19 protein-coding genes are annotated in these 20,473 nt (G+C 63.9%); 7 read left to right on the top strand and 12 right to left on the bottom strand.

Annotation, left to right across the window (positions count from 1 at the left end; translation table 11 throughout):
- Positions 1-221 precede the first annotated feature (221 nt).
- Positions 222-2,069: a D-alanyl-D-alanine carboxypeptidase gene (locus IVB42_RS11050; protein ID WP_026232897.1), complete on the top strand. Its 1,848-nt coding sequence runs from the start codon at positions 222-224 to the stop codon at positions 2,067-2,069.
- Positions 2,070-2,293: 224 nt separating this feature from the next.
- Here IVB42_RS11050 and IVB42_RS11045 read toward each other — a convergent pair whose 3' ends face one another.
- The 4 genes from IVB42_RS11045 to IVB42_RS11030 all read right to left on the bottom strand — a co-directional run bounded on the left by IVB42_RS11045 (position 2,294) and on the right by IVB42_RS11030 (position 6,071).
- A complete protein-coding gene (locus tag IVB42_RS11045) occupies positions 2,294-3,019 on the bottom strand; it encodes a DnaJ domain-containing protein (RefSeq protein ID WP_018455184.1) in 726 nt (241 codons plus the stop codon).
- 53 nt (positions 3,020-3,072) lie between these two features.
- Positions 3,073-3,822, bottom strand: coding sequence for a hypothetical protein (locus IVB42_RS11040; protein WP_018455185.1), 750 nt, complete (start codon positions 3,820-3,822; stop codon positions 3,073-3,075).
- Between the two features lie 121 nt (positions 3,823-3,943).
- Positions 3,944-4,804 (bottom strand): alpha/beta fold hydrolase, encoded by an 861-nt coding sequence (locus tag IVB42_RS11035; protein ID WP_247399089.1) that lies wholly within the window; start codon positions 4,802-4,804, stop codon positions 3,944-3,946.
- A gap of 343 nt (positions 4,805-5,147) precedes the next feature.
- A complete protein-coding gene (locus tag IVB42_RS11030) occupies positions 5,148-6,071 on the bottom strand; it encodes a division plane positioning ATPase MipZ (RefSeq protein WP_247399092.1) in 924 nt (307 codons plus the stop codon).
- A gap of 281 nt (positions 6,072-6,352) precedes the next feature.
- Between IVB42_RS11030 and panC the strand changes: the two genes are divergently transcribed.
- Positions 6,353-7,204 (top strand): pantoate--beta-alanine ligase, encoded by an 852-nt coding sequence (gene panC / locus IVB42_RS11025; RefSeq protein WP_247399096.1) that lies wholly within the window; start codon positions 6,353-6,355, stop codon positions 7,202-7,204.
- Here the strand turns inward: panC and IVB42_RS11020 are convergent.
- The 4 genes from IVB42_RS11020 to IVB42_RS11005 form a co-directional block, all read right to left on the bottom strand.
- Positions 7,201-7,641 carry a DUF1489 domain-containing protein gene (locus IVB42_RS11020; RefSeq protein WP_085395609.1) on the bottom strand — a complete coding sequence of 147 codons (441 nt, stop codon included), beginning with the start codon at positions 7,639-7,641 and terminating at the stop codon, positions 7,201-7,203. The genes panC and IVB42_RS11020 overlap by 4 nt on opposite strands.
- A gap of 42 nt (positions 7,642-7,683) precedes the next feature.
- Positions 7,684-8,649, bottom strand: a complete 966-nt coding sequence (locus tag IVB42_RS11015; RefSeq protein ID WP_247399098.1) for a hypothetical protein — start codon at positions 8,647-8,649, stop codon at positions 7,684-7,686.
- A gap of 159 nt (positions 8,650-8,808) precedes the next feature.
- Positions 8,809-9,012: a hypothetical protein gene (locus IVB42_RS11010; protein WP_007611353.1), complete on the bottom strand. Its 204-nt coding sequence runs from the start codon at positions 9,010-9,012 to the stop codon at positions 8,809-8,811.
- 326 nt (positions 9,013-9,338) lie between these two features.
- A complete protein-coding gene (locus IVB42_RS11005; RefSeq protein ID WP_018455191.1) occupies positions 9,339-10,001 on the bottom strand; it encodes a glutathione S-transferase family protein in 663 nt (220 codons plus the stop codon).
- Between the two features lie 124 nt (positions 10,002-10,125).
- On the opposite strand from IVB42_RS11005, the gene IVB42_RS11000 reads away from it, so the two are divergent.
- The 4 genes from IVB42_RS11000 (at position 10,126) to IVB42_RS10985 (ending at position 14,912) form a co-directional block, all read left to right on the top strand.
- Positions 10,126-10,839 carry a DUF599 domain-containing protein gene (locus IVB42_RS11000; RefSeq protein ID WP_247399101.1) on the top strand — a complete coding sequence of 238 codons (714 nt, stop codon included), beginning with the start codon at positions 10,126-10,128 and terminating at the stop codon, positions 10,837-10,839.
- A 1,112-nt stretch (positions 10,840-11,951) separates the two neighbouring features.
- On the top strand, positions 11,952-13,217 hold the full coding sequence (locus IVB42_RS10995) for a glycosyltransferase family 2 protein (protein ID WP_085395652.1): 1,266 nt from the start codon (positions 11,952-11,954) through the stop codon (positions 13,215-13,217).
- Entirely contained in the window at positions 13,214-14,266 is a 1,053-nt protein-coding gene (locus tag IVB42_RS10990; RefSeq protein ID WP_247399104.1) for an HlyD family efflux transporter periplasmic adaptor subunit, read from the top strand. The genes IVB42_RS10995 and IVB42_RS10990 overlap by 4 nt, the downstream gene beginning before the upstream one ends.
- A 481-nt stretch (positions 14,267-14,747) precedes the next feature.
- On the top strand, positions 14,748-14,912 hold the full coding sequence (locus IVB42_RS10985; RefSeq protein WP_158091705.1) for a hypothetical protein: 165 nt from the start codon (positions 14,748-14,750) through the stop codon (positions 14,910-14,912).
- 539 nt (positions 14,913-15,451) lie between these two features.
- Here the strand turns inward: IVB42_RS10985 and IVB42_RS10980 are convergent.
- From IVB42_RS10980 to mgtE, 4 genes are all read right to left on the bottom strand, one after another.
- Positions 15,452-16,435: a hypothetical protein gene (locus IVB42_RS10980; RefSeq protein ID WP_085384444.1), complete on the bottom strand. Its 984-nt coding sequence runs from the start codon at positions 16,433-16,435 to the stop codon at positions 15,452-15,454.
- Positions 16,436-16,484: 49 nt separating this feature from the next.
- Positions 16,485-17,303 carry an aldo/keto reductase gene (locus IVB42_RS10975; protein ID WP_247399107.1) on the bottom strand — a complete coding sequence of 273 codons (819 nt, stop codon included), beginning with the start codon at positions 17,301-17,303 and terminating at the stop codon, positions 16,485-16,487.
- Positions 17,304-17,475: 172 nt separating this feature from the next.
- Positions 17,476-17,793 carry a helix-turn-helix domain-containing protein gene (locus IVB42_RS10970; protein ID WP_018455197.1) on the bottom strand — a complete coding sequence of 106 codons (318 nt, stop codon included), beginning with the start codon at positions 17,791-17,793 and terminating at the stop codon, positions 17,476-17,478.
- A 222-nt stretch (positions 17,794-18,015) separates the two neighbouring features.
- Entirely contained in the window at positions 18,016-19,437 is a 1,422-nt protein-coding gene (gene mgtE, locus IVB42_RS10965; protein WP_018455198.1) for a magnesium transporter, read from the bottom strand.
- A gap of 116 nt (positions 19,438-19,553) precedes the next feature.
- Here mgtE and IVB42_RS10960 point away from each other — a divergent pair, with 116 nt between their 5' ends.
- Positions 19,554-20,327 (top strand): polysaccharide deacetylase family protein, encoded by a 774-nt coding sequence (locus tag IVB42_RS10960; protein WP_162496377.1) that lies wholly within the window; start codon positions 19,554-19,556, stop codon positions 20,325-20,327.
- Positions 20,328-20,473 lie beyond the last annotated feature (146 nt).

The raw sequence follows: 20,473 nt of genomic DNA, 5'->3' as shown, positions 1-20,473 counted from the left end.
ACCGCGGCCCCCTACCTTGATTCCCTGGACGTGTTCAACTTCCACAAGCGGCCAAAAGCCGTTGGAGAACATCAGCTTAGCCAGAACAGCGGCTCAGGTCCAACGTCCCCCGCGGCGAACATCTGCGGAGGACAGCCTGAGCAGGTAATGATCCCGGGTCCCTTGGGCACAATTTCGCCTCACGAGCCGGTGATCAAGTCACAAACGGGGGACGGGGTTTCATGCTTCGTAAAAACTTGTCTTCCTCGCGCTTGGCGCGGGTTGGCGTTTTTGGGCTTCTTGCGGTCACGAGTGCAGTCATCTTCACCACCGATGCTGCCGAGGCGCGGCGCCACCGGCGTCACTACGCGCAACACCGCGTGCAGCGCGATGTGTCCGAGAGTTCCAGCCCGAAATTCGCGTCGATCATCGTCGACGGCAACTCCGGCTCCGTGCTTCAGGCCACGAGTCCCGACGGGATCCGCCATCCGGCCTCGCTGACCAAGATCATGACGCTCTATCTGCTGTTCGAGCGCCTCGAGTCCGGGAAGATGAAGCTCGACACCGAGATGCCGGTGTCGCAGCACGCCGCCGATCAGGATCCCACCAAGCTGAACCTGCGTGCCGGCCAGACCATTCGCGTCGAGGACGCGATCAAAGGTCTCGTCACCCGCTCCGCCAACGACGCAGCCGTTGTGATCGCGGAAGCAATTGGCGGCGACGAGGACGACTTCGCCCAGATGATGACGCGCAAGGCGCGTTCGCTCGGCATGTCCAGGACGGTTTACCGGAACGCCAACGGTCTTCCCAACGACGAGCAGGTCACGACCGCGCGCGACCAGGCCACGCTCGGCCGCGCCATCCAGGAGCGCTTCCCGCGCTACTATCGCTATTTCGCGACCTCGACGTTCAACTGGCGCGGACAGTCGATCCGGAACCACAATCATCTGCTCGGGAATGTCGAGGGCGTGGACGGCATCAAGACCGGCTATACTCGCGCCTCCGGCTTCAATCTCGTGACCTCGATGCGCCGCGGCAACCGCCACCTGATCGGCGTGGTGCTGGGCGGCCGTAGCGGCGGCTCGCGCGACGCCATCATGCGTAACCTGCTCGCGGAGAACCTCGATAAGGCCGCGACCGCCCACACCGTCGCCGCGGTCACCGAACGCAACGGCTCCGACGCCGCTGCCGAAGTCGCCGATACATCGGACACCCCGGCCCGTTCCGCTCCGCAGGTCCAGGCGTCGGCTGCCCCTGCTCCCGAAGCAGCCCCGTCGCGTCTCGCCGCGCGCCTTTCGACGCTTGCGGCTGCGGCTGCCGCGGTGCCGTCGGCTCAGCCCAGATCTGAAGCCAATAGGCCTGAAGTTCGGCCGATAGAATCCAAGATCGAGCCTGCGCCGCTCACCAATGGCGTGATCTCGAGCCAGCCGCTCTCGATCATCCCCGGTTCGTCCGAACCGATGAAGCCGGTCCGGGTCAAGACCGTCCAGGTCAAGGCCGGCGCGGTGAAGGTCGCCTCCGCCGCCCCGGCTCAGATCGCACCGCAGGTCACGAGCACGATCGCATCCCGCTCCGAAGTCGCCGAAACCTCCGGTGCCGTCGTCGCCCGCGCAGACCTCATCAACAAGCCCGAGGCCAGCCAACCGGAAGCTCCGAGGGCCGAGATCACCCGTGCCGAGCTGCCGCGGCAGCCGGCGGGCTTCGGCACCGGCAACGGCACCCTCGGCGTCTTGCCGGCCGCCACCGCCGCCGCACCCGCCCCGGCTGCTGCGAAGCTCGCATCAGCCGACCCGGCGCTGCAGCCGATCCAGATGAGCGCCACCACGAAGCCGGTTGCTACCCACAGCGGCTGGATCGTTCAGGTCGGCGCGCTCGAGAGCGAGAACGAAGCCCAGCAGCGCATCGACGCGGCGCGCAGCTCGGCTCGCGGCCTGCTCAGCAAGGCCGATCCGTTCACCGAGCCGGTCGTCGCGAAAGATAATCGCAAGCTCTACCGCGCCCGCTTCGCCGGGCTCGACCGGGACCAGGCCGAAGCCGTCTGCCGCACCCTGAAGCGCGCCGAGATCTCCTGCATGACCGTCCGCAACTGAACTTTCGCACCGCTCCAATGAAAATGCCCGCGCCTTGCGCGGGCATTTTCATTTTCGGGATGCGGTGACCGACGAGGCTGTTCCACGACAACCTCTCGTCAAGGATTTACGGTTAAAACTTTACGCAAGGGATCGACCAAGCCGACAATGGCGGGCATCGGGGCGACGGCAAACAGAGCAAGCAGAGCTCACGCGGGACGAGCGTTTGTAGCGTGGTGCCGGAGTTAGCCGTTATGCGTGCGAAGCAGAGTATCCTTGGCCTCGTTTACACGGGCAGCGAGATACGTCGAGCCCCCCTGGTCGGGATGCAGTTTCTTCATCAGGGACTTGTGAGCCCGGCTGATGTCGTCACGCCCCGCCCCCGGCTGCAGGCCAAGGATCTGATAGGCCTCCTCCGTCGTCATTTTACCGCTCGCCACCGTGCGGCGCTGCCCCCCTGCCGCGTCGCCCTGCGCGTTCTGACGCCAAGCGGGAAACCGGCGGTCCAGATAGCTTTCAAGTAGGGCCACGCTCTCGGCGTCGAACGCCGGGACCATTGCCAGCAGGGCCGCGAGATCAAACTCATCGAGATCGCGCCCGGCGTGAGGCCCGGCGACGATCTGGCCTCCGAGCTGGCCGGAATCGTGATCGAGCCGCATATCCAGGAATTGCGAGCGCACGCGCGAGGCCTGACCGGCCGGGCGCGTCGCGCCCCCGCCGAACAGCCCGCCGATATTGCCGAAGCCGGCGTTTGCCATCGGTGTCCAGCCCAAGAGCCCGGCGCCGAATATCCCGAGCGGGATCGCCACCACCAGTTCGCCCTTCAAGCCCGTGAACGCTGCGACAGCCAGCGCCACCACGCCGCCACCGAACCTGATCGCGCGTGCCAGCACGGCCGGATTGGCCGAACGGAACATCTGGAGCAGCAAATAAAGGGTGATAATTGCGATAGCGCCGGCGATCAGGGTCATGGCCCGAATATAGTCGGCCTACCGCCAAAAAGCATCGTGTCCTTGCGCCAGCGCTACTTCATCTGGCCGATCAGCCTGGCCGCGCCACTGGCGGTCTTCGCCAATTGCAACAGCGCCTCGCGTCCGCCGGCCGCGTAGGCGGCGGCTGCGCGCAACAGCTCGCGCAACTGCGCCGCCGCGCCCGGATCGAACCGGCACCAAGCGCCGCCGGTCAGGCGCGCGATCTCGCGAAAGGCCTTCTCGGCCACCGCGTCATGGCCTTCCTGAAAGACGAACACAGGCACTTTGAGCATGCCGAGCTCGCCTGCCTTGGCGCAGAGCTGGTCGACGTTCTCCTCCATGGCGTCGCCGACGAAGACGACGGCGCGCACGCCGGATGCGACGGCCTCGCGCCGCGCCTCGCTCAGCACCTTGCCGATCTGGGTGTCGCCGCCACGGCAATCGATCTTGCTCATCAGCGCCGCCAGCCTGGCGCTGTCGGAGATCCATCCCGTGGCGCGGCACTCGTCGAAGCCGCGATAGTAGACGAGCCGGATGTCGAGACTGCCGAGCGCGGCGGTCTCACGGAACATGTCGGCCTGAAGCGCGCAAGCCATGTCCCAGGTCGGCTGCCGGCTCATCGTCGCATCCAGCGCGAAGATCAGCCGCCCTTTTGCACCGGGCGCATGCGGTGACAGCGCGCGCGCGTTGGCGACGAAGGCGGCGATGTCCTCCGAGGTCGAGGTCCCCGCCTGCGGCACAGCGTCGCCTGGTTGCGCCGAGACGGCATCGCGGCCGCGCGGTTTGATGGGTTCGCCGGACATTTCCTTGACCCTTGCGTGAGCGGCTAATGTGGTCAGCACATGCAGCCCGGTCAATGCGCAAAGCCCCCGCAGGCGGCAGCCGGCGGAGGCTTTGAAATCGGTATCGACGACGAGGAAGGCGTCAGCTCTTGGCGGGCGCCATCAAAGCGACCGGCCCGGGCTCGAGAATCTTGGGCGGGGACGATTGCGTGTCGACCGGCGCCACTTCACTGTCGGTCGCGCTCAGGAACTTGTCGAGCATGCCCTGGATCGAGTTCTTGGCAGCATCCGGACCGGTGTCGCGCATGTCGTTGTGCTGGAAGTCGGTCTTCACGACCTGGATGCCGGCCTTCTCGCATTCTTCGTCGGTCGGGATCACACCCGCATCGGCCTTGAACTGCGGATCGGTGGAGCGGAACGACAGGATCTTGAACTTCCCGGCGGTGACGAAGGGCACGCGAAGATTGTCGAGTGTGACGACCTTCTTGACCTCATCCGGATACTGCTTGGCGAAATACATCGTGATGTCGCCGCCCATGGAGTGGCCGACCATCGTCACCTTTTCGTAGTCGGCGTTGGGCTGAACCTTCTTCATCTCCTGCATGGCGAGATGGATGTTGGCGACGCCGCGCAGGATCTGCGGCAGCCGGCCGACATAGATCTCGCCGGGCTTGGTCACCATCGGTGGATCGGTCGGCAAATCATGCTGCGGGCTGACGACGAGGTAGCCGCGCGCGGCGAAAATGTTGGCGAGGAAGCCGTACTCGGTGTTCTTGACGGTGTTGCCGTGGTTGATCACGGCGACCGGCATCGTGATCATGCCGGCATTGGCCTGCATTTCCTTGTCACGACGGATCGCGATATCGACGGGCACCGCACGGTTGTCGCGCGAGGCATCGTAGAAGGTGATGGTCTCGTGCCTGATTGCCCACTTGCTCGCCGTGAAATAGGCGACGCCACAGAGGGCACTGACCGAAACCAGAACGGCAATTCCACGCTTCATTTTCGTCCTCAGCCTCAGGCTCTTGCGGCCTGAATCCCTGTTGAAAATCGTGTTCTTCCGGAGCTCTTCGGCCCCTGGTCGCCTATTCCCTAATATATGTCACAGCCGCGTGACAGGAAGGCCAAATATTGTGAACCGGCAGCCCTTTCATTGTGCGGCGCACACGTTTCTTGGGCATCTCGCTCTCACACGGCTACGTCAGGGTGCACGTCACTATCCGACGCACTGTCTCGATCGGGTTCCGTTTTGCAGTAAACACGGGGTGAAAACGGTTGAGCGCGGGCTCGGTTCCCCGGGGGAGACCGGCCTCTTGATCGACTGGAAGTAGCGATGTACCGCCGCCTCAAGCGCCGAGGATGTCGTGGACCTCGAGCGGCTTGTCGACCTGGTTGAACCACTCGGCGCGATTGGCTGCGCGGCGACGTCCGCGCTCGTCGAGCGGAAGCTTGAGCTGGCGGAGCAGGCTCGTCACCTCCTCCCGTGCGGTGAGATGGCCGAGATTTGGCCGCATGCCGAGCGTGGCCTCGTCGATCTCGTCCAGCGCGGTCAGACCGCGCGGGAAGAACTCGCGATAGACGACCCGTTCGGCGAAGCCGTCGACGTAGCGGAAGCCGAGCCGCAGCGACAAATCCTTCAACCCATCGGCAACGAGCTGCTTGTTGCGGGAGCCGAGCATCGACAGGCGGTTGCGCACCACGATCCAGTCGGTGGTCGCACCGTCGAGCTGGCGGCGCTTGCGCCTGACATCCCGCACCATCTCCGCGTAGTGGCTCTCGCCTGTCACCGCGTAATTGGCGGGATCGACAGTGCCGAGCACATCGAAATCGAGGAAGCTGTCATTGATCGGGGTCACCAGCGTGTCGGCCATCGAGTGCGCAAGCCGCATCAGGTAGCTGTCGGTGCCGGGCGTATCGATGACGATGAAGTCGAAGCTGCTCTCGACCGCCGAGACCGCCTCCATGAACTGAAGGAACTCCGAATTCTCGTTCTCGGCAACCTGCATCGTTTCGCCAAGCTTGATGCAGCGATGCAACGGCAGTTCGAGGTCGAGCTTGGTTCGGCGCGCCCAGGCGGAACGGTTGTCGATGTAGTGAGTAAAGCTCTGCTGACGGCAGTCGAGGTCGATGGTGGCGACGCGCTGGCCGGCTTTGAGAAGCGCGACTGCAATGTGCAGGGCGGTAGTCGACTTGCCGGAGCCGCCTTTCTCGTTGCCGAGCACGACCACATGCGCCGAGCCGGACTGGCCTTGGCTAGCTTGCACAAGCATCGCGATCCTCAACACCCCTAACGAATATCTTCGAGTTGGCCGCGTCTGCGGTCAAGTGAAATGCGTGACAGGCAAGACAAATCGCGGCGCGCTGACCTTCATCATGAATCGCGGCGCCGCTTCGCGTCTGTGATCCAGCCCACAATGCCGCGACGCTTGCGCGGCTTTGCGCGGGATGCTGTGCCGCATCCGGATGCATGGCGTCCATGGTCGCCGCTTGTTAAGGTTAGCCTGCCGGGCGCCGGAACGCGCCCGTCGATTCCCAATCCCGTCGAGTTCTGATGTCACGCAGCCCCTTGATCGCCCGCACGGTCCCCACCTTGCGACGCGCCGTCGACAATCTTCGCAAGCGAAAGGCGACGATCGCGCTGGTCCCGACCATGGGAGCGCTCCATGACGGCCATATGTCGCTGGTGCGCCTGGCCAAGCGGCGCGCGAGCCGCGTCGTGGTGTCGATCTTCGTCAACCCGACCCAGTTCGCTCCGACCGAGGATTTTGGCGCCTATCCGCGAACCTGGAAGGCCGATCTCGCCAAGCTCGCCGCCGAGGACGTCGATATCGTCTGGCATCCCGGCGCCGAGGCCATGTACCCGGAGGGCTTTGCCACCCGCATCGTGCCGGAGGGACCGGCGCTGGCTGGCCTCGAGGACCGCTTCCGCCCGCATTTCTTCGGCGGCGTCGCCACCGTCGTCGGCAAGCTGTTCACCCAGTGCCGGCCGGATGTCGCGATCTTCGGCGAGAAGGATTTTCAGCAGTTGCGGGTGGTGGCGCAGATGGCCCGCGACCTCGAGCTCGGCGTCAAGGTGATCGGCTCCCGCACCGTGCGCGAGCGCGACGGGCTCGCGATGTCCTCGCGCAACGTCTATTTGTCGCCACAGGAGCGGCAGACCGCAACCACGCTATACCGCGCCATGAAGGTGAGCGCCGGGCGCATTCGCGCCGGCGAAGCGGTCGCGCCCGCAATGGCGCGCGGTGCCGCGATGATCACGGCGGCCGGCTTTGAGCTCGACTATTTCGAAGTGCGCCATGCAGCGACCCTGGCACAGGTCAGCTCGCGCAACGACGGACCGTTGCGCATCCTGGTCGCGGCCAAGCTCGGCACCACCCGGCTGATCGACAATATCGCGGTTTAGAGCAGCCCGAGATCGCGCAGTTCGCGCCGCATCGGCTCCGGCATCGCCGCGATCGAGCCGGCGGCGGATTTGCCGAGATCGGGCGGCACCGAATCGTCGGCGAGATAGCGCCAGCCCTGGAACGGGCGCATCGGCCGCGGCGACACCGGAATCACCTTCGGCTGCATCACGATCCGGCAGCGCCCGATGCCGTCCTTGTCGCGGAACGGCTCGATGCCGATGATCTTTTCGCGCGCGGCGACCTCGCCCTTGATCACCCAATAGAGCGACCCGCCCGACAGGATCTCGGCGTCGCGCTTGGGCACCATGCGGGTGATGTGGATGTGATGTTGCGGCAGACCCTTCTTCTTGGCGGTCTGGATCCGTTCGGCGGTCCACTCCTTCAATTCCTTGACGGATTCGCAGCCGACGGCGAGCTTGATCAGATGTAGTGGCATGCCCCAGCATTAGCCGGACAGCCACGCATTTGGAATGCCGATCTACTCGTTATCCGCAGCCGGGGCAGCCGCGGCCGGCGGCGTGAGCGGAACCGGTGCTGCCGCCGGCGCCCGCGCAGCCTTCGGCGCAGGCGGCTTCTTCGCGGCGGGAGCTGCAGCCTGCGCCGAGGCCGCTGCGGGGGCGCGCGGAGCCGCCGCGTTTGCGGTGGGCGCCGCCTGACGCGTCGGCGGCTCGGGATTCATGATGCTGACCGGCGGCGTCGACGAGGCACTCGGGAACTCGGCATTGGTCGGCCTGCCCGTCGGCATCGACGGCGGCAGTCCCGCAAGTGCGGCAGTGGCCGGCAACGATTGCGCTGCTGCAGGCGCATTCCAGGTCGGGGCGTAGCGCGCGACCAGCGTGTCGTAGAGATGGGAATCCATGTTGGCGGCGACCTGCTGCTGGTCGGTCAGCGAGCGGAAGGCCGCACAGTCGAACTGCGTGCAGCCGTCGCGCACGACCAGTACCTGCGCGACCAAGCCATAGCGATCACGCTCCAGCGATTTGCGCAGCACCTTGATGTCGGGCGTCAGGCTCTTCTCGGCGGTCGCGGCATCGCCGAGCGCCGTCAGACGGTCGATCCTGGCCGCGGTCGTGGAGACGGCCGCAGCGGCCACGTCCGGCGCGCCGAACAGCGCCTTCTCGCAGCCCATGGCCACGGCATCGCCGGCGAGATCGTCGAGACAGGACAACGCCGGCAGGCTCGCGGTCATCGCCGCCTGTGCGCGCGCCTCGGTCGGCGTGGTCTGCCCCGCCGGTCCATCGACGCGCACAACAGCAGCCAGCGCGATGGCAATGGCGAGCAGCGCAAGGACGGTCAGCGCGCCGTTGGCGACCGATCGTTCGGCGCGCAGCAGCGTGACCAGGAGGATCAGCCCGAAGAAGCCGGCAGCCGCCAGCATCATCCACATTGGAAAGGCCGGCGAGCGCCAAATTTGGTCGAGCGACGAGGCCCATGCCCAGTTCATGCGCGACGTCCCCTCACGCGAGCAGAGAGCGAATGGTCAAAGCGAGTACCGAGAGTCGGCAACTGCCCCCGGCCCACCTTTTGAAGGTGAAGCGGGCCTTTTGACGGCGGCAGAATACAAATTCCCGGGGACGCGCCAATGCGCGGATAGCGTCGGCCTTCAGGACAGCGCGAGCTGGCTTTCCTTGGCGACACGTTCGAAGGCTTCGGTCGAGCTCTTGATCCGGTACTGACAGTCGTCACCATCGGTCGGCAGGAGGCGGATGACCTCATACGAACCGCTGGCAGCGGGGCGTGCGACATTGCTGGCGGTGAACAATACGCGCGCGCCAATAGGGAATTTGTGCTTCAACACCCTCTCCATCACTCAAACAACGCCTGCCACGCCCATGGTCCCACTGCGTCGGCCGGCCGGAAACCCGGCCGCTGTATAGCATGCGACGAGCGTTTTTGGCCAGCAGTATGCGACATGGCAAACGTGCGAATTTTGCAGTTATTTCAGAGTGATGCCGTCAGCCGACGATACCGCTGGAACCGGTTCTTCCGGGGTATGGGGCAAACGGCCGTCGGGGTTGGCGTGATCCACCACCTTGGGCGGTTCCTGGGCCGTGAGGTCCCTCTCCCTGCCGACCATCCTGGCATGGAGCGCCGCCGGCTTGCTCGACGTCGAGCGAGGCCGATCACCGCAGATTACACGTTCTCGAACTTTTCGATGACAAGCGTTTCGGCGAGCGCGTCCCGGGTCCATTCCTGGAACGCCGGAAGCGCCAGCATCGTGTCCATGTAGGCCTTGGTCTCCGGCGTGACCTCAATCGCGTAGGTGCGAAAGCGGTGCACGACCGGAGCATACATCGCATCCGCCGCGCCGAAGCGCCCGAACAGGAACGGTCCATTGGCGCCATACCGGGCCCGGCATTCGCGCCAGATCTCCTGTACGCGCGCGATATTGGCCTCGGCGTCCGCCGACAGCGTCACGGGGCGCACCGGGCGGTGCAGGTTCATGCCGCATTCGTTGCGAAGGGCCATGAAGCCGGAATGCATCTCGGCGCACACCGAACGGGCATGGGCGCGCGCGGCGGCCTCGTCCGGCCACAACTTCACTTCCGGATAGCGCTCGGCGATGTATTCGATGATGCTGAGCGAATCCCACACCGTGATGTCGCCATCGACCAGCACCGGCACCTTGCCGGCGCGGCTGAACGAGATGATCTGCTCCTTGTCCGCGGGATTGTCGGTGTAGAGCGGGATGAGGGTCTCCACGAACGGAATGTCGTTGGCGCGGAGCGCGAGCCAGGGCCGCATCGACCATGACGAGTAATTCTTGTTGCCGATTGCGAGTTTCAGCGCAGCCATGTCATCAGTCCTTCTCGATACGCCTTGAAGCGAGCCGCTTTTAACGCCATCGCCTGCCGCCAATCAATCGTTGCTGCACTTCGCCATGCGTGGCAAGCGTTGCGATCCTCTCCAGGAGACTGACATGAGCAGGCATTGGGTCGACATCACAGCCGTCGGCTTCTTCATCATCGAATGGCTGGTCTACGCCCTGACGCTGGAGCATTCGGCCTATGGCCGCGACAGCCTGTCGGCGCGCATGAACCGCTACCGCGAGGTGTGGGTGCGCCGGCTGCTCGACCGCGACGCGCGCATGGTCGACATGCAGATCATGGCCTCGTTGCAGAACGGCACCGCCTTCTTCGCCTCCACCAGCCTGATCGCGCTCGGCGGCGCGCTGGCGCTGCTGCACGCGACCAACGACGCGATCACGATCTTGAGCAAGCTGCCGATCGATCTCAGTACCTCGCCGGCGATGTGGGAGCTGAAATGCGTCGGCCTCGTCCTGATCTGCGTCTATGCCTTCTTCAAATTCGCCTGGTCGTACCGCCTGTTCAACTATGTCGCGATCCTGTTCGGCGGCATGCCGGCAGCCGCGCAGCGTGACACGCCGGAGGCCGAAGCTCATGTGATCCGCACCTCGCGCCTGTTCGAATCCGCCGGCCGCCATTTCAACCGCGGCCAGCGCGCCTTCTTCTTCGCACTCGGCTATCTCGGCTGGTTCGTCAGCCCCTGGGTGTTGTTCGTGACCACGGCAACCGTGGTGATCGTGACTTGGCGGCGGCAGTTCGCCTCGAGCGCGTGGGAAGCGATGGCGCCGGAGGTGGTGAATGGCGAGGAGACGCGGCGCGGTCCCTGACGCGCTCGTGTTGCGGCTCTGCAGTGCACCGCTGAGTAGCGGTGCGTCCACAAGAGCGAATGTGGCGCACCCTCTCTCCACATCGTCATTGCGAGCGCAGCGAAGCAATCCAGAATCCCCCCGCGGCGGCAGACTGGATTGCTTCGCTGCGCTCGCAATGACGGAGCATGAGGCGGCAGCGCCACTTTTCCAGCTCGCATCTTGAATTGCGACTATAGCTTCGCACCTTCGCGGCGCATTTTGCCCGAGTCTGGCCACTTCACCCTCTTGTCCCAAGAGGCACAGGGAAGTCTGCGGTCATAGTCCTAAGCCGGCGTCTCGATCTGCTATGTGCAGCGATTGCCGCATGGAACTCCCTAAAGTCGCTTTGATCTATCTCAATTCTCTTACAGACGCGGGCATCAACTTGAGAGAGTCGCGTCATCGCTCCGCCGCGCCGGCCGGGCGGTTGGGCGCTTCCAGGGAGCTCGATATGATCAAGTCGCTCGGAATTGCCACATTCGCCTTCTGCTTCGCAGTATCGGCTCAGGCGATGACACCTGCCCCGATTGCACAGCCCGAAAGCCTCGTTACGGAAGTTGCTGCTGCCTGCGGCGTCGGTAGGACACGTATCAACGGCGTGTGCGTAGCACGGACGACGGTCCGTCATACCCGTCGGGCGGTCCGCAGATGTGTGAGAGGAACAACGTGCTGATTGCTTGTCCTTCAGGACAATACCGCAAAGTGGTCTCGCCATGATTAAAATAGAAGAGTACCGACCCCAACGGTGACATCAACGGCCCCCGGCCTCAGCCCTCCAGACTGAGGCCGTCTTGCGCCTGAAAGGTTGGCCGGACCGGTCACCTTGTCGGATTTATCGACCCGGCAACAGCATGAAACCGCAATGCTGATGCCAGCAGGCCAACAAAATCAAAACTCGAGAGCACGCTTCCATCGTCAATTGGCCAAGCCGATGCTGGAGGTGAATAGCGCAGACACACAAAGCAAATGTTTACGCAATTTACCACTCGACCATCAACGCGATGGTCTTCATTTTCCCATCTGATAATTGCCTTGCGCGCCTTGTTTGGTCGGATGCTCGGAATGGTCCTTTCGCAGCGGAGGTGGCCGGCATGTCCGAAATGGTAGAAGTGCTCGCCGGAACGAGTTTGTTTCTGCTCGCCTTCTCGCTGCTGATATTCGACATACCCCGCTACACCTTATCGCTGGTGTCTCTTGCTCTGTTCAGCTCGAAGCGGCGAAGCGCCAGTGGGACGGTTTGCGAGGCGACGGTAAGCGTGATTATCCCGACCTTCAACGGCGGCTCCGGGCTTGCTCCTTCGATCAGCTCGCTGCGCCGGCAAACCCTGCGACCTGTCGAAATCATCGTCGTCGACGACGGCTCCACCGACCAAACACGCGCGGTCGCGGAGCGGGCGAGAGCGCAGGGGCTAGTTGATATGGTCATCTGCCATGGGACCCGCTGCGGCCGCAGCGCTGCCATCAACGCTGCAGCACGGTTTGCCCGCGGCGATCTTCTTCTGACCGTAGATGCCGACACTGTCTTCGAACCGAACGCGGTTGAGCGCCTCGCGGCTGCGTTCGGCGATCCGCTCGTCGCCGGCGCAAGTTGCAACATCGCGATCAGCAATGAGCGCGATTCGATATGGACAGGACTTCAAAGCGTCGAATACCTGATGTCGATCACTGCGGGGCGGTCGATCCTCGACGTGGTGGATGCGATCGCGTGTCTGTCCGGCGCCTGTTCCATGTATCGGCGGGATATCTTCACGCAGCAGGGCGGGCTCGACGTCGGCCCTGGCGAAGATATGGAGTACACCTTACGGCTCCGCAGGCTCGGCTATGTCATTCGGTTCGTGTCCGACGCCTGGGCGGAAACAGCCGGCCCCGCAAGCGGCATCAGTCTGTTGCGCCAGCGCGCGCGCTGGGATCGCGATGCTCTGCGCATCCGTTTCATGATGTATGGCGAGCTGAGTTTTCGCCATCCGCTAGAGCGTTTACCGGACACGATCCAAAGGCTGGACTTCATCGTCTTCGATCTCGTTCCGACGCTCAGCCTGCCGTTCTACTTGGCCTACATTGTGCTGTTGTTCGGCCCGGATGCCGTGTTGTTTCTCTCGGCGATCTACCTGCTGCTGCTCTGGATCTCGGTATTCAATATGGCACTTGTGTTCGCCCTATTCCAACGATCCGTCGGAAACTTTGGCTGGAAGATGGCGCTGATCTTTCCCTTGTACCAGGGCGTCTATCTGAAGTGCGCGCGGTTTTTTTCCTACTCTTCGGAAATCATCTTTGCCTCGTCGCGGAACGATGATTTCGTGCCACCGCGCGTTCGCCGTGCACTATTCGGAGATCGGACAAAAGAGGTGGCCAAATGACGGTGGCCCTGACGCGACTCGATCCGCATATTCCCGATCCTATCGAGAGCCGTCGGCGCGCGGCCGGACGGACCGTCCGCGCCGCCTATGCGACAATCGTATTCGGCATACTCGCATTCTTTGTCGTCTATTTCGGGAGGCCAATTCTCTATCTCGGCGGCCCGGGCAGCGTGTCCTCGCCAAGATATTTGGTTTCACTGCCCTACATCGTGCAGATCAACAGCATCACCGTGGTGAGAGGTGGATCGGTCAAGGCCGGCGAAGAAATCGGAAGGGTGCGGTCTCCGCAGCACGATGAAATCGTCGCTACTTATATGCGCTCGCTCGCGGACATCGCCGGCCGCAAAGCGGAACTGCGTGTCAAAGCCCGGGTTGCGCGCGAATCTCTCGACGCGGCGCGCTCACATCTGCAGCTTGCTGAGGAAGCTGTCCAACTTATCGCAACCTCATCGGCCGCGAGCCTGAATTACCGCATTGACATGTCGCGGGAGCGCGCCCTGGCGAACAAAGCCGTGGTCTCGCAGGAGGCGGAAGCCGCCGAGGCCAGCACTCAATTGGCCGCTCTCGACGAATTCAGCCGGCAACTTTCTGATCGCCTCGAAAAGGTTGAAAGCAGCTTTGCCGACGGAAGAGTCTTTTCACCCATAGCTGGCATCGTCGCGAACAATCCAGCGCGTGCCGGCCAGTTACTGGTGGCGGGCACTCCGATCGCAGAAATTCTCGACCCCACCGATGTCTTCGTCGACTGGTACGTTCCCAACGAACGCCTGTCCGACCCGAAAGTCGGCAACGAAGTCTTTGTCCTGTTCGGCAACCGGCGAATTCTGGGCGAGATCGTGGAAATTCTGCCGGTGTCAGACGTGTACCCCGGAGCGGGCTCATCGGCGGCGCGCGAGCGTACCGCCTCGCAAATCGCGCGAATTCAGTTCAGCCCAGGCGCGCATCCCCCGGCGCTGAACTCGGCCGTCGACGTTCACATGCACTACACACAACTCAGCGCGCGCATCGCTTCCATGCTGGTGAAACTATTCGGGCTCGACGAGCTGTGAGAGGGAGCGAGGTGCAGCATGCAGATCGAAGCGAACCAAACGGGTTGCCCGGCTTGCGGCTCCTCCGCGCTGATGTTGTTTCCAGTATTCCACCACATGATCTGCGCCTATGTTGGTCCGGAGTATGACTTCACGCCAAACATCGCGGGATATACGTGCCCGAAGTGCTGCCGCGACATTGTATCGGCCGACCCAGCTTGCGAGATCGTGGGCACTAGCGCGCGGTGCACAAGGTGTTGGGTCGAGATGGTGGTGTCCCCAGCGTGTGCTCCGGCTGGCTTGTAAGGATTAGCGGCGATCTCGGCTTATCCGTCGCTCAAGTGCGACTGCGGCGAGCAGAGTTGGACAGAGAATAAGCATAGGGTAGCTTCAGCAGCCAGGTAGAGCTGCCTTGGTCGGTAGCACGATGCCCGACTGTAACTACGATAGTTTCAACGGTCTCGCCTGTCTCCACAGGGCGAGTGAAGTTTGAGACAAATGGTTGCAACTCAACAGCGCATCGGTCAACAATGCCGCGCGAGTTGACGAAGGCCGAATTTTCACCACTTTTCCCAAGCGCGCCCGCGCTCCCACACACGGCGTTCTGGACCCAACGCGGGTGGCCGACATTGTGGCGATGGTCGCCGAGCAGGCACAAACTGCATAGACACCCGGTCGTAGCGGAGGCATCATAGCACCCGGTTGGCGGGTATCGGAGGACACCATGATCAGCTTGATCCGCGTTTTCGATATCGCCGTACTCACGTTGGGCATGTTCAACGTCTTGCTGGTGGCATTGATTATCTTTGCATTTTGATGCTCCCGCCGACGCGGCAATCGCCGTGCACGCGCGGCGGCTGCGCTTCAATTTCGCCGCCCGACTCAGGCTGAGGTTGTATTCGCTGCCGGCGTCTCGTCTGTGGCGGTTTGACAGGCGGCGCCGTGACGAAGCTTTGCAGCGCCGCTCGTCGGCACGAAGCCTTGGGCTCACGGAGAGCAATCCGCCCTGCCCTTGGCCTCAACCCGAACGCTGCCGCGTCCACCGCAAGCCGGCTCGCGAACATGACGACCACAAGATCGCCCCTCAAGGATGAGCCGGGATGGCCAACACATACGCCGTGTCCGAATTTCGGCAAAGTGGGAATATATTTGCGAAGATGGATTGACAGCAGAGCGACAAAGCAAGGCCGTAGCCCAAGCGAGAGTTTAGCCGCCGAAATCCCGCGGGCTGAACGGCAGGTCCATCACCTTCCATTCCCCGTATTTGTCGGCCGGCAACATCTTGTAGGGCTGGCAGGCCTGAAGCGCGCTCATGGCGGACTTCACGAGCGCGACGCCCTTTGCTGACGGCGGGGCTTCGATCAGGATCGGCTCGCGCGCCAGCGTGCCGTCGGTCGCGAGCACGGTGCGCAGCTTGATGTTGACGTTGTCGGTCGGCGCGACCCCAGCCGGCAGCTTGGCGCAGCTTCGCAAATGACGACGCAGCTCGGCGATGATTTCGACCGGCAGCTTCGCCGCGATTGAATCCTTGGCATCGCCGCCATCGTCTTTGGGGGCGTCTTTCGGCAGCTCCGTCGGCAATTCCGGCGGCAGGCCCAGCATGACGCCGTATTTGACAGTGACGTCGGGCTCCGGCGCCTGATAGGACGGCGGCGGCGCGGCCTCCGGGTGCTGCATCGCTTGTGGCAGTAGCTGTGGCGCCGGGGGCTGCGGCGTCGCCTGAGGCGGCGGCGACTGCGATGGCTGAGGCTGTGGCTGTGGAGGCTGCGGTTGCGGCTGCGCATTTGCCTCGCGCTGCTGCGGCGTCTGTGAAGGCTGTGGCTGCGGCTGTTTCTGCTGCGGCGGTTCAGGCGAGGCCTGCTGCTTCGAGGACTGTGCCGCAGCCTGCTGCTTCGCCTCGGGCTTCGGCGCGGCCGCCGCCTTGTCCTTATCGTTCAAATCGAACTTCGGCAGTTTCAGGTCAGGGGTCGGCTCCGGCGGCTTCGCCTTGAGTTTTTCCCCGGTCTTCTCCTCGGCTTTGGCCTCCTCCTGCTTCACCTGCTCCGGCGTCACGATGCTGACGGAAACCGATTCGGGCGGGCTGGCGTGAAACGGATGGACTTCGCTGATCACGATGATCAGCGCGACCAGCGTCAGATGGGCGATCGCCGACGCTGCAATGTCCGTCCGTATGATCTTCCGCAGTTCCATCGCCTGACTTCAGGTTGCCAAGCTGGTCCTAGCATACGGCAGGCCCCTCTCAATCCCATTTTGGCGCGAAGGCGAAATCGGTCAGGCGGCCCCTGGGACTGGCCAGCGCGGCGATCTGGGCCATCTCGTCGTCCGAAAGCTCGAAATCGAAGATCTCGATGTTTTCCGACAGGCGTTCGACGCGCGAGGTGCGCGGGATCGCAGCGACATTCTGTTGCACCAGCCAGCGCAGGCAGACCTGCGCCGGCGTCTTGTGATGCAGACGCCCGATCTCGGCGAGCGTCCGGTCGGTCTTGATCCGCCCCTTGGCGATCGGGCTGTAGGCAACCAGCGCGAGCCCGTGCTGATCGCAGGCCGCCCTCACCTTCGCCTGGTCGAGATAAGGGTGGTATTCGACCTGGTTGCAGGCCAGCGGCTCCGGCGACAACGCCACCGCCTGCTCGATCAGCGCCACGGTGAAATTGGAGACGCCGATGTGGCGGGTCAGGCCCATGCGCTTGGCATGCGACAGCACGCCCAGCGTCTCCTCCAGCGGTACGTGCGAATTGGGCCAGTGCAGCAGCAGGAGATCGACGGAGGGAAGCCGCATGCGCGCCAGGCTCTCCTTGACCGAGCGCTCGAGATCGTGGGGCGCGAAATGATTGGTCCAGACCTTTGTCGTCAGGAAGATATCGTCGCGGCGCACGCCGGAGGCGCGCAAGCCGTCGCCGACCTCGCGCTCATTCTCGTAGACCTGTGCGGTATCGATGTGGCGATAGCCGAGCCGCAGCGCCTGCTCGACCACACGGGTGCACATGCGCCCGCTCAGCTCCCAGGTCCCCAGCCCGATCGCCGGTATCCTTGCGCCATTGGTCTCGACGAACAGCATGAGGAATCCTCTCTGTCGCGGTCGCCCCAAATCATGATCCAGGCGTCATTATGAACCCGGCTGGCAACACTGCCAACGGGCGACACCGGCCGCCGGGTCGGATCTTGCGCGCAATGCTAACGGGAGGTTCGTGCCAGGCCTTGACGTCAGGCCTTGACGTCAGGCCTCAAGCTCAGGCTTTGGCGAGCGCCTGGAATACGGTGTCAGGCGCATGCGCGATCACAGCGAGCAGCGCGCGGGCGGGTCCCCGCGGGGCCCGCTTGCCCTGCTCCCAATTGCGGATGGTCTCGACGGGAACGCCGAGCTTGGCCGCGAACTCCATCTGGGTCAGGCAGGCACGGCGGCGCAAATCGCGCACGGCGAGCGAGCTGGTGTCGGGCGGCGCTGCGTTAGGTACGGGCTGGATTGGAAACGGCTGGACCGGAAACTCCTGCCCATCCCGCAACTCGACGATCCGTCCGTCCGCCTTCAACCGCACACGCATGCTCATTCCCCCAAGCAAGGCGATGATGCGGCAGCTCGCTTAAGTTCGGATTAAAGATGATAGCTGCGTATACGGTCTCGTGCCCCGGACGCAGCGCAGCGCTTCTTCAGCGGTGCGCTGCAGAGCCGGGGCCCATGTCGCTGCAATACTGTGCCGCTTCTGGGTCCCGGTTGCGCAGCAACGCCAAGGGCGTTGCAGCGCGCCGGGGAGACGAGAGTGCGTGTAGCCCTACCTCAACCCGAACCACAACGTCGCGATGCCGAGGAAGGAGAAGAAGCCGACGACGTCAGTGACGGTTGTCACGAACGTGCCGGAGGCCACGGCCGGATCGGCCCTGACACGTTCGAGCGCCATCGGGATCAGGATGCCTCCGAGTGCGCCGGCGAAGAGGTTCACGATGATGGCGAGCCCGATGACCAGGCCGAGGCCCGGGATCCTGAACCAGGCCACCGCAGCGACGCCCGTGATCACGGCAAAGGCGAGACCGTTGACGAGGCCGACCAGGCCCTCGCGCACCACCACGCGCCAGGCATTGGAGGAGCCGAGCTCGCGCGTCGCCAGCGCCCGCACCGCGACCGTCATGGTCTGGGTCGCGGCATTGCCGCCCTGGCTTGCGACGATCGGCGCCAGCACGGCGAGCGCCACCATCTTCTCGAGCTGCCCCTCGAACAGGCCGAGCACGGACGACGCCAGAAAGGCGGTGGCGAGATTGACCAGCAGCCAGTTGAACCGCGCGCGTGCAATGGTGAACACGGTGTCGGACAGCTCTTCGTCGCTGTTGACGCCGCCGAGCGCCTTGAGGTCCTCGTCCGCCTCTTCCTCGATGACGTCGACGACGTCGTCGACGGTGATGACGCCGACGAGGCGGTCCTGGGTGTCGAGCACCGGGGCTGCGACGAGATTGTACTTGCCGAACATGCGCGCCACCTCCTCCTGGTCCTCCAGGACGGAGACGCGGCGGCGATCCTCGTCGGTCAGCTCGGCAAGCGCCACCGGGCGGCGGGCGCGCAGCAGCACGTCAAGCGAGACCGCGCCCTGCCAGTGCTGCTCCTTGTCGACGACGTAGATCTCGTAGAAGCGGTCTGGCAGATCCGGCGTCTCGCGCATGTAGTCGATCGCCTGCCCCACGGTGAAATCCTGCGGCACGGCGATGAACTCGGTCTGCATCCGGCGGCCGGCGGAGTTCTCCGGATAAAGCAGGCTGCGCTCGAGCACGACGCGCTCCTTGAGCGGCAGCTTCTCGAGGATCTCCTCCTGATCGGCCTGATCGAGCGTTTCCAGCAGCTCGACCGCGTCATCGGATTCGAGCTCGCGCACACCTTCCGCGACCGTCTGCGGCGGCAGTTCCTCGAGGATCTCCTCGCGCACGCCCTCGTCGAGCTCGTTCAGCGCGGAGAAGTCGAAATCGCGCCCCGTCAGCTCAACCAGGCGGACCCGATCGTCGGGCTCGAGAGCCCCAATGAGATCGCCGAGATCGGCCTCGTGCAGCTCGGCAACGCAGGCGCGCAGCGCGGCGCTGTCGCCGGCCTCGATCGCATGGGTAATTTCCGCGACGAATTCGTGACGAATTTCGCCGTCTTCATTGCGCATCGGCACGTGGTCGAGTACCGATTCCGCGGCAGATGCGGCACCGTCCAGATGTTCATCCATGGCGCGCCTCGCCGTTCGACAGGTTGGAACGAGTGGTCTGAGCTGACGGTTCAGGCAATACCCACAAGGCAACTCTGAGCGCAATGACAAAGATGCTTCGACTGAGGTGGACCTCGATGTCGGCAGGCGCAGCCCTCGCCGCCCTCACCGGCATCGCCTCGAGTGAAGCCGCCGAGTGCCCGCGCAAGGACGCGCTCGGCACCTCCCGCATTCTGAGCGTCGACGCCAAGACCGCGCCGCGCGTGGGCCTGAAGAGCTTTCCGCAGACGCTGGAGCTTGCCGATCACGAGGTCGTGCTGACCTTCGACGACGGGCCGCATCCGCCGACGACGTCGAAGGTATTGGTGGCACTGGCGCAGGAATGCGTGCGCGCGACCTTCTTCCTCATCGGCCTGCACGCCTCCGAACACCCTGACATGGTCAAGCGCATCGCGCGCGAGGGCCACAGCATCGGTCACCACACCTTCTCGCACCCGTTCATGGCGCGCATTCCGTTCGACAAAGCGAAGAGCGAAATCGACCGCGGCATCGCGGCCGTCGAGCTGGCTCTGCACGGCACCTCGACAACGACGCCCGCGACCCCGTTCTTCCGCTTCCCCTATTTCGAGGCGACGCCAGCCGAGCTTGACCTGCTCCAGTCCCGCGGCATCGTGGTGTTCGGGGCCGACCTGTGGGCCAGCGACTGGAACGAGATGACGCCGGAGCAGGAAATGAAGCTCGTCACCGAGCGGCTCGCCGCCGCCGGCAAGGGTATCATCCTGTTCCACGATCCCAAGGCGCGTACGGCTGCGATCATGCCGGCCTTCCTGCGGTATCTGAGGGAGAACCGCTATCGGGTGGTTCACGTCGTGCCGGCGGGTGCATCACAGAAGAGTGCCGACGCGCATTGATGCCGGAATGTCACGCCGGTGCAAAATGGGGTGATTTGGGCCCTATTAACAGTCCGTTCATGCTACGCCATGCAAGTATCAAGGGGACTTGTCGCGGCAGGGTTCTGGGTCGGGGTTCTTGCGCCTGAACCGTTTGCTGATGTCTC

It is taken from the genome of Bradyrhizobium sp. 45 (assembly GCF_023073155.1).
Lineage (GTDB): Bacteria > Pseudomonadota > Alphaproteobacteria > Rhizobiales > Xanthobacteraceae > Bradyrhizobium > Bradyrhizobium canariense_D.
The sequence above is the reverse complement of the archived record's forward strand: the minus strand, read 5'-3'. Positions and strand labels throughout refer to the sequence as shown.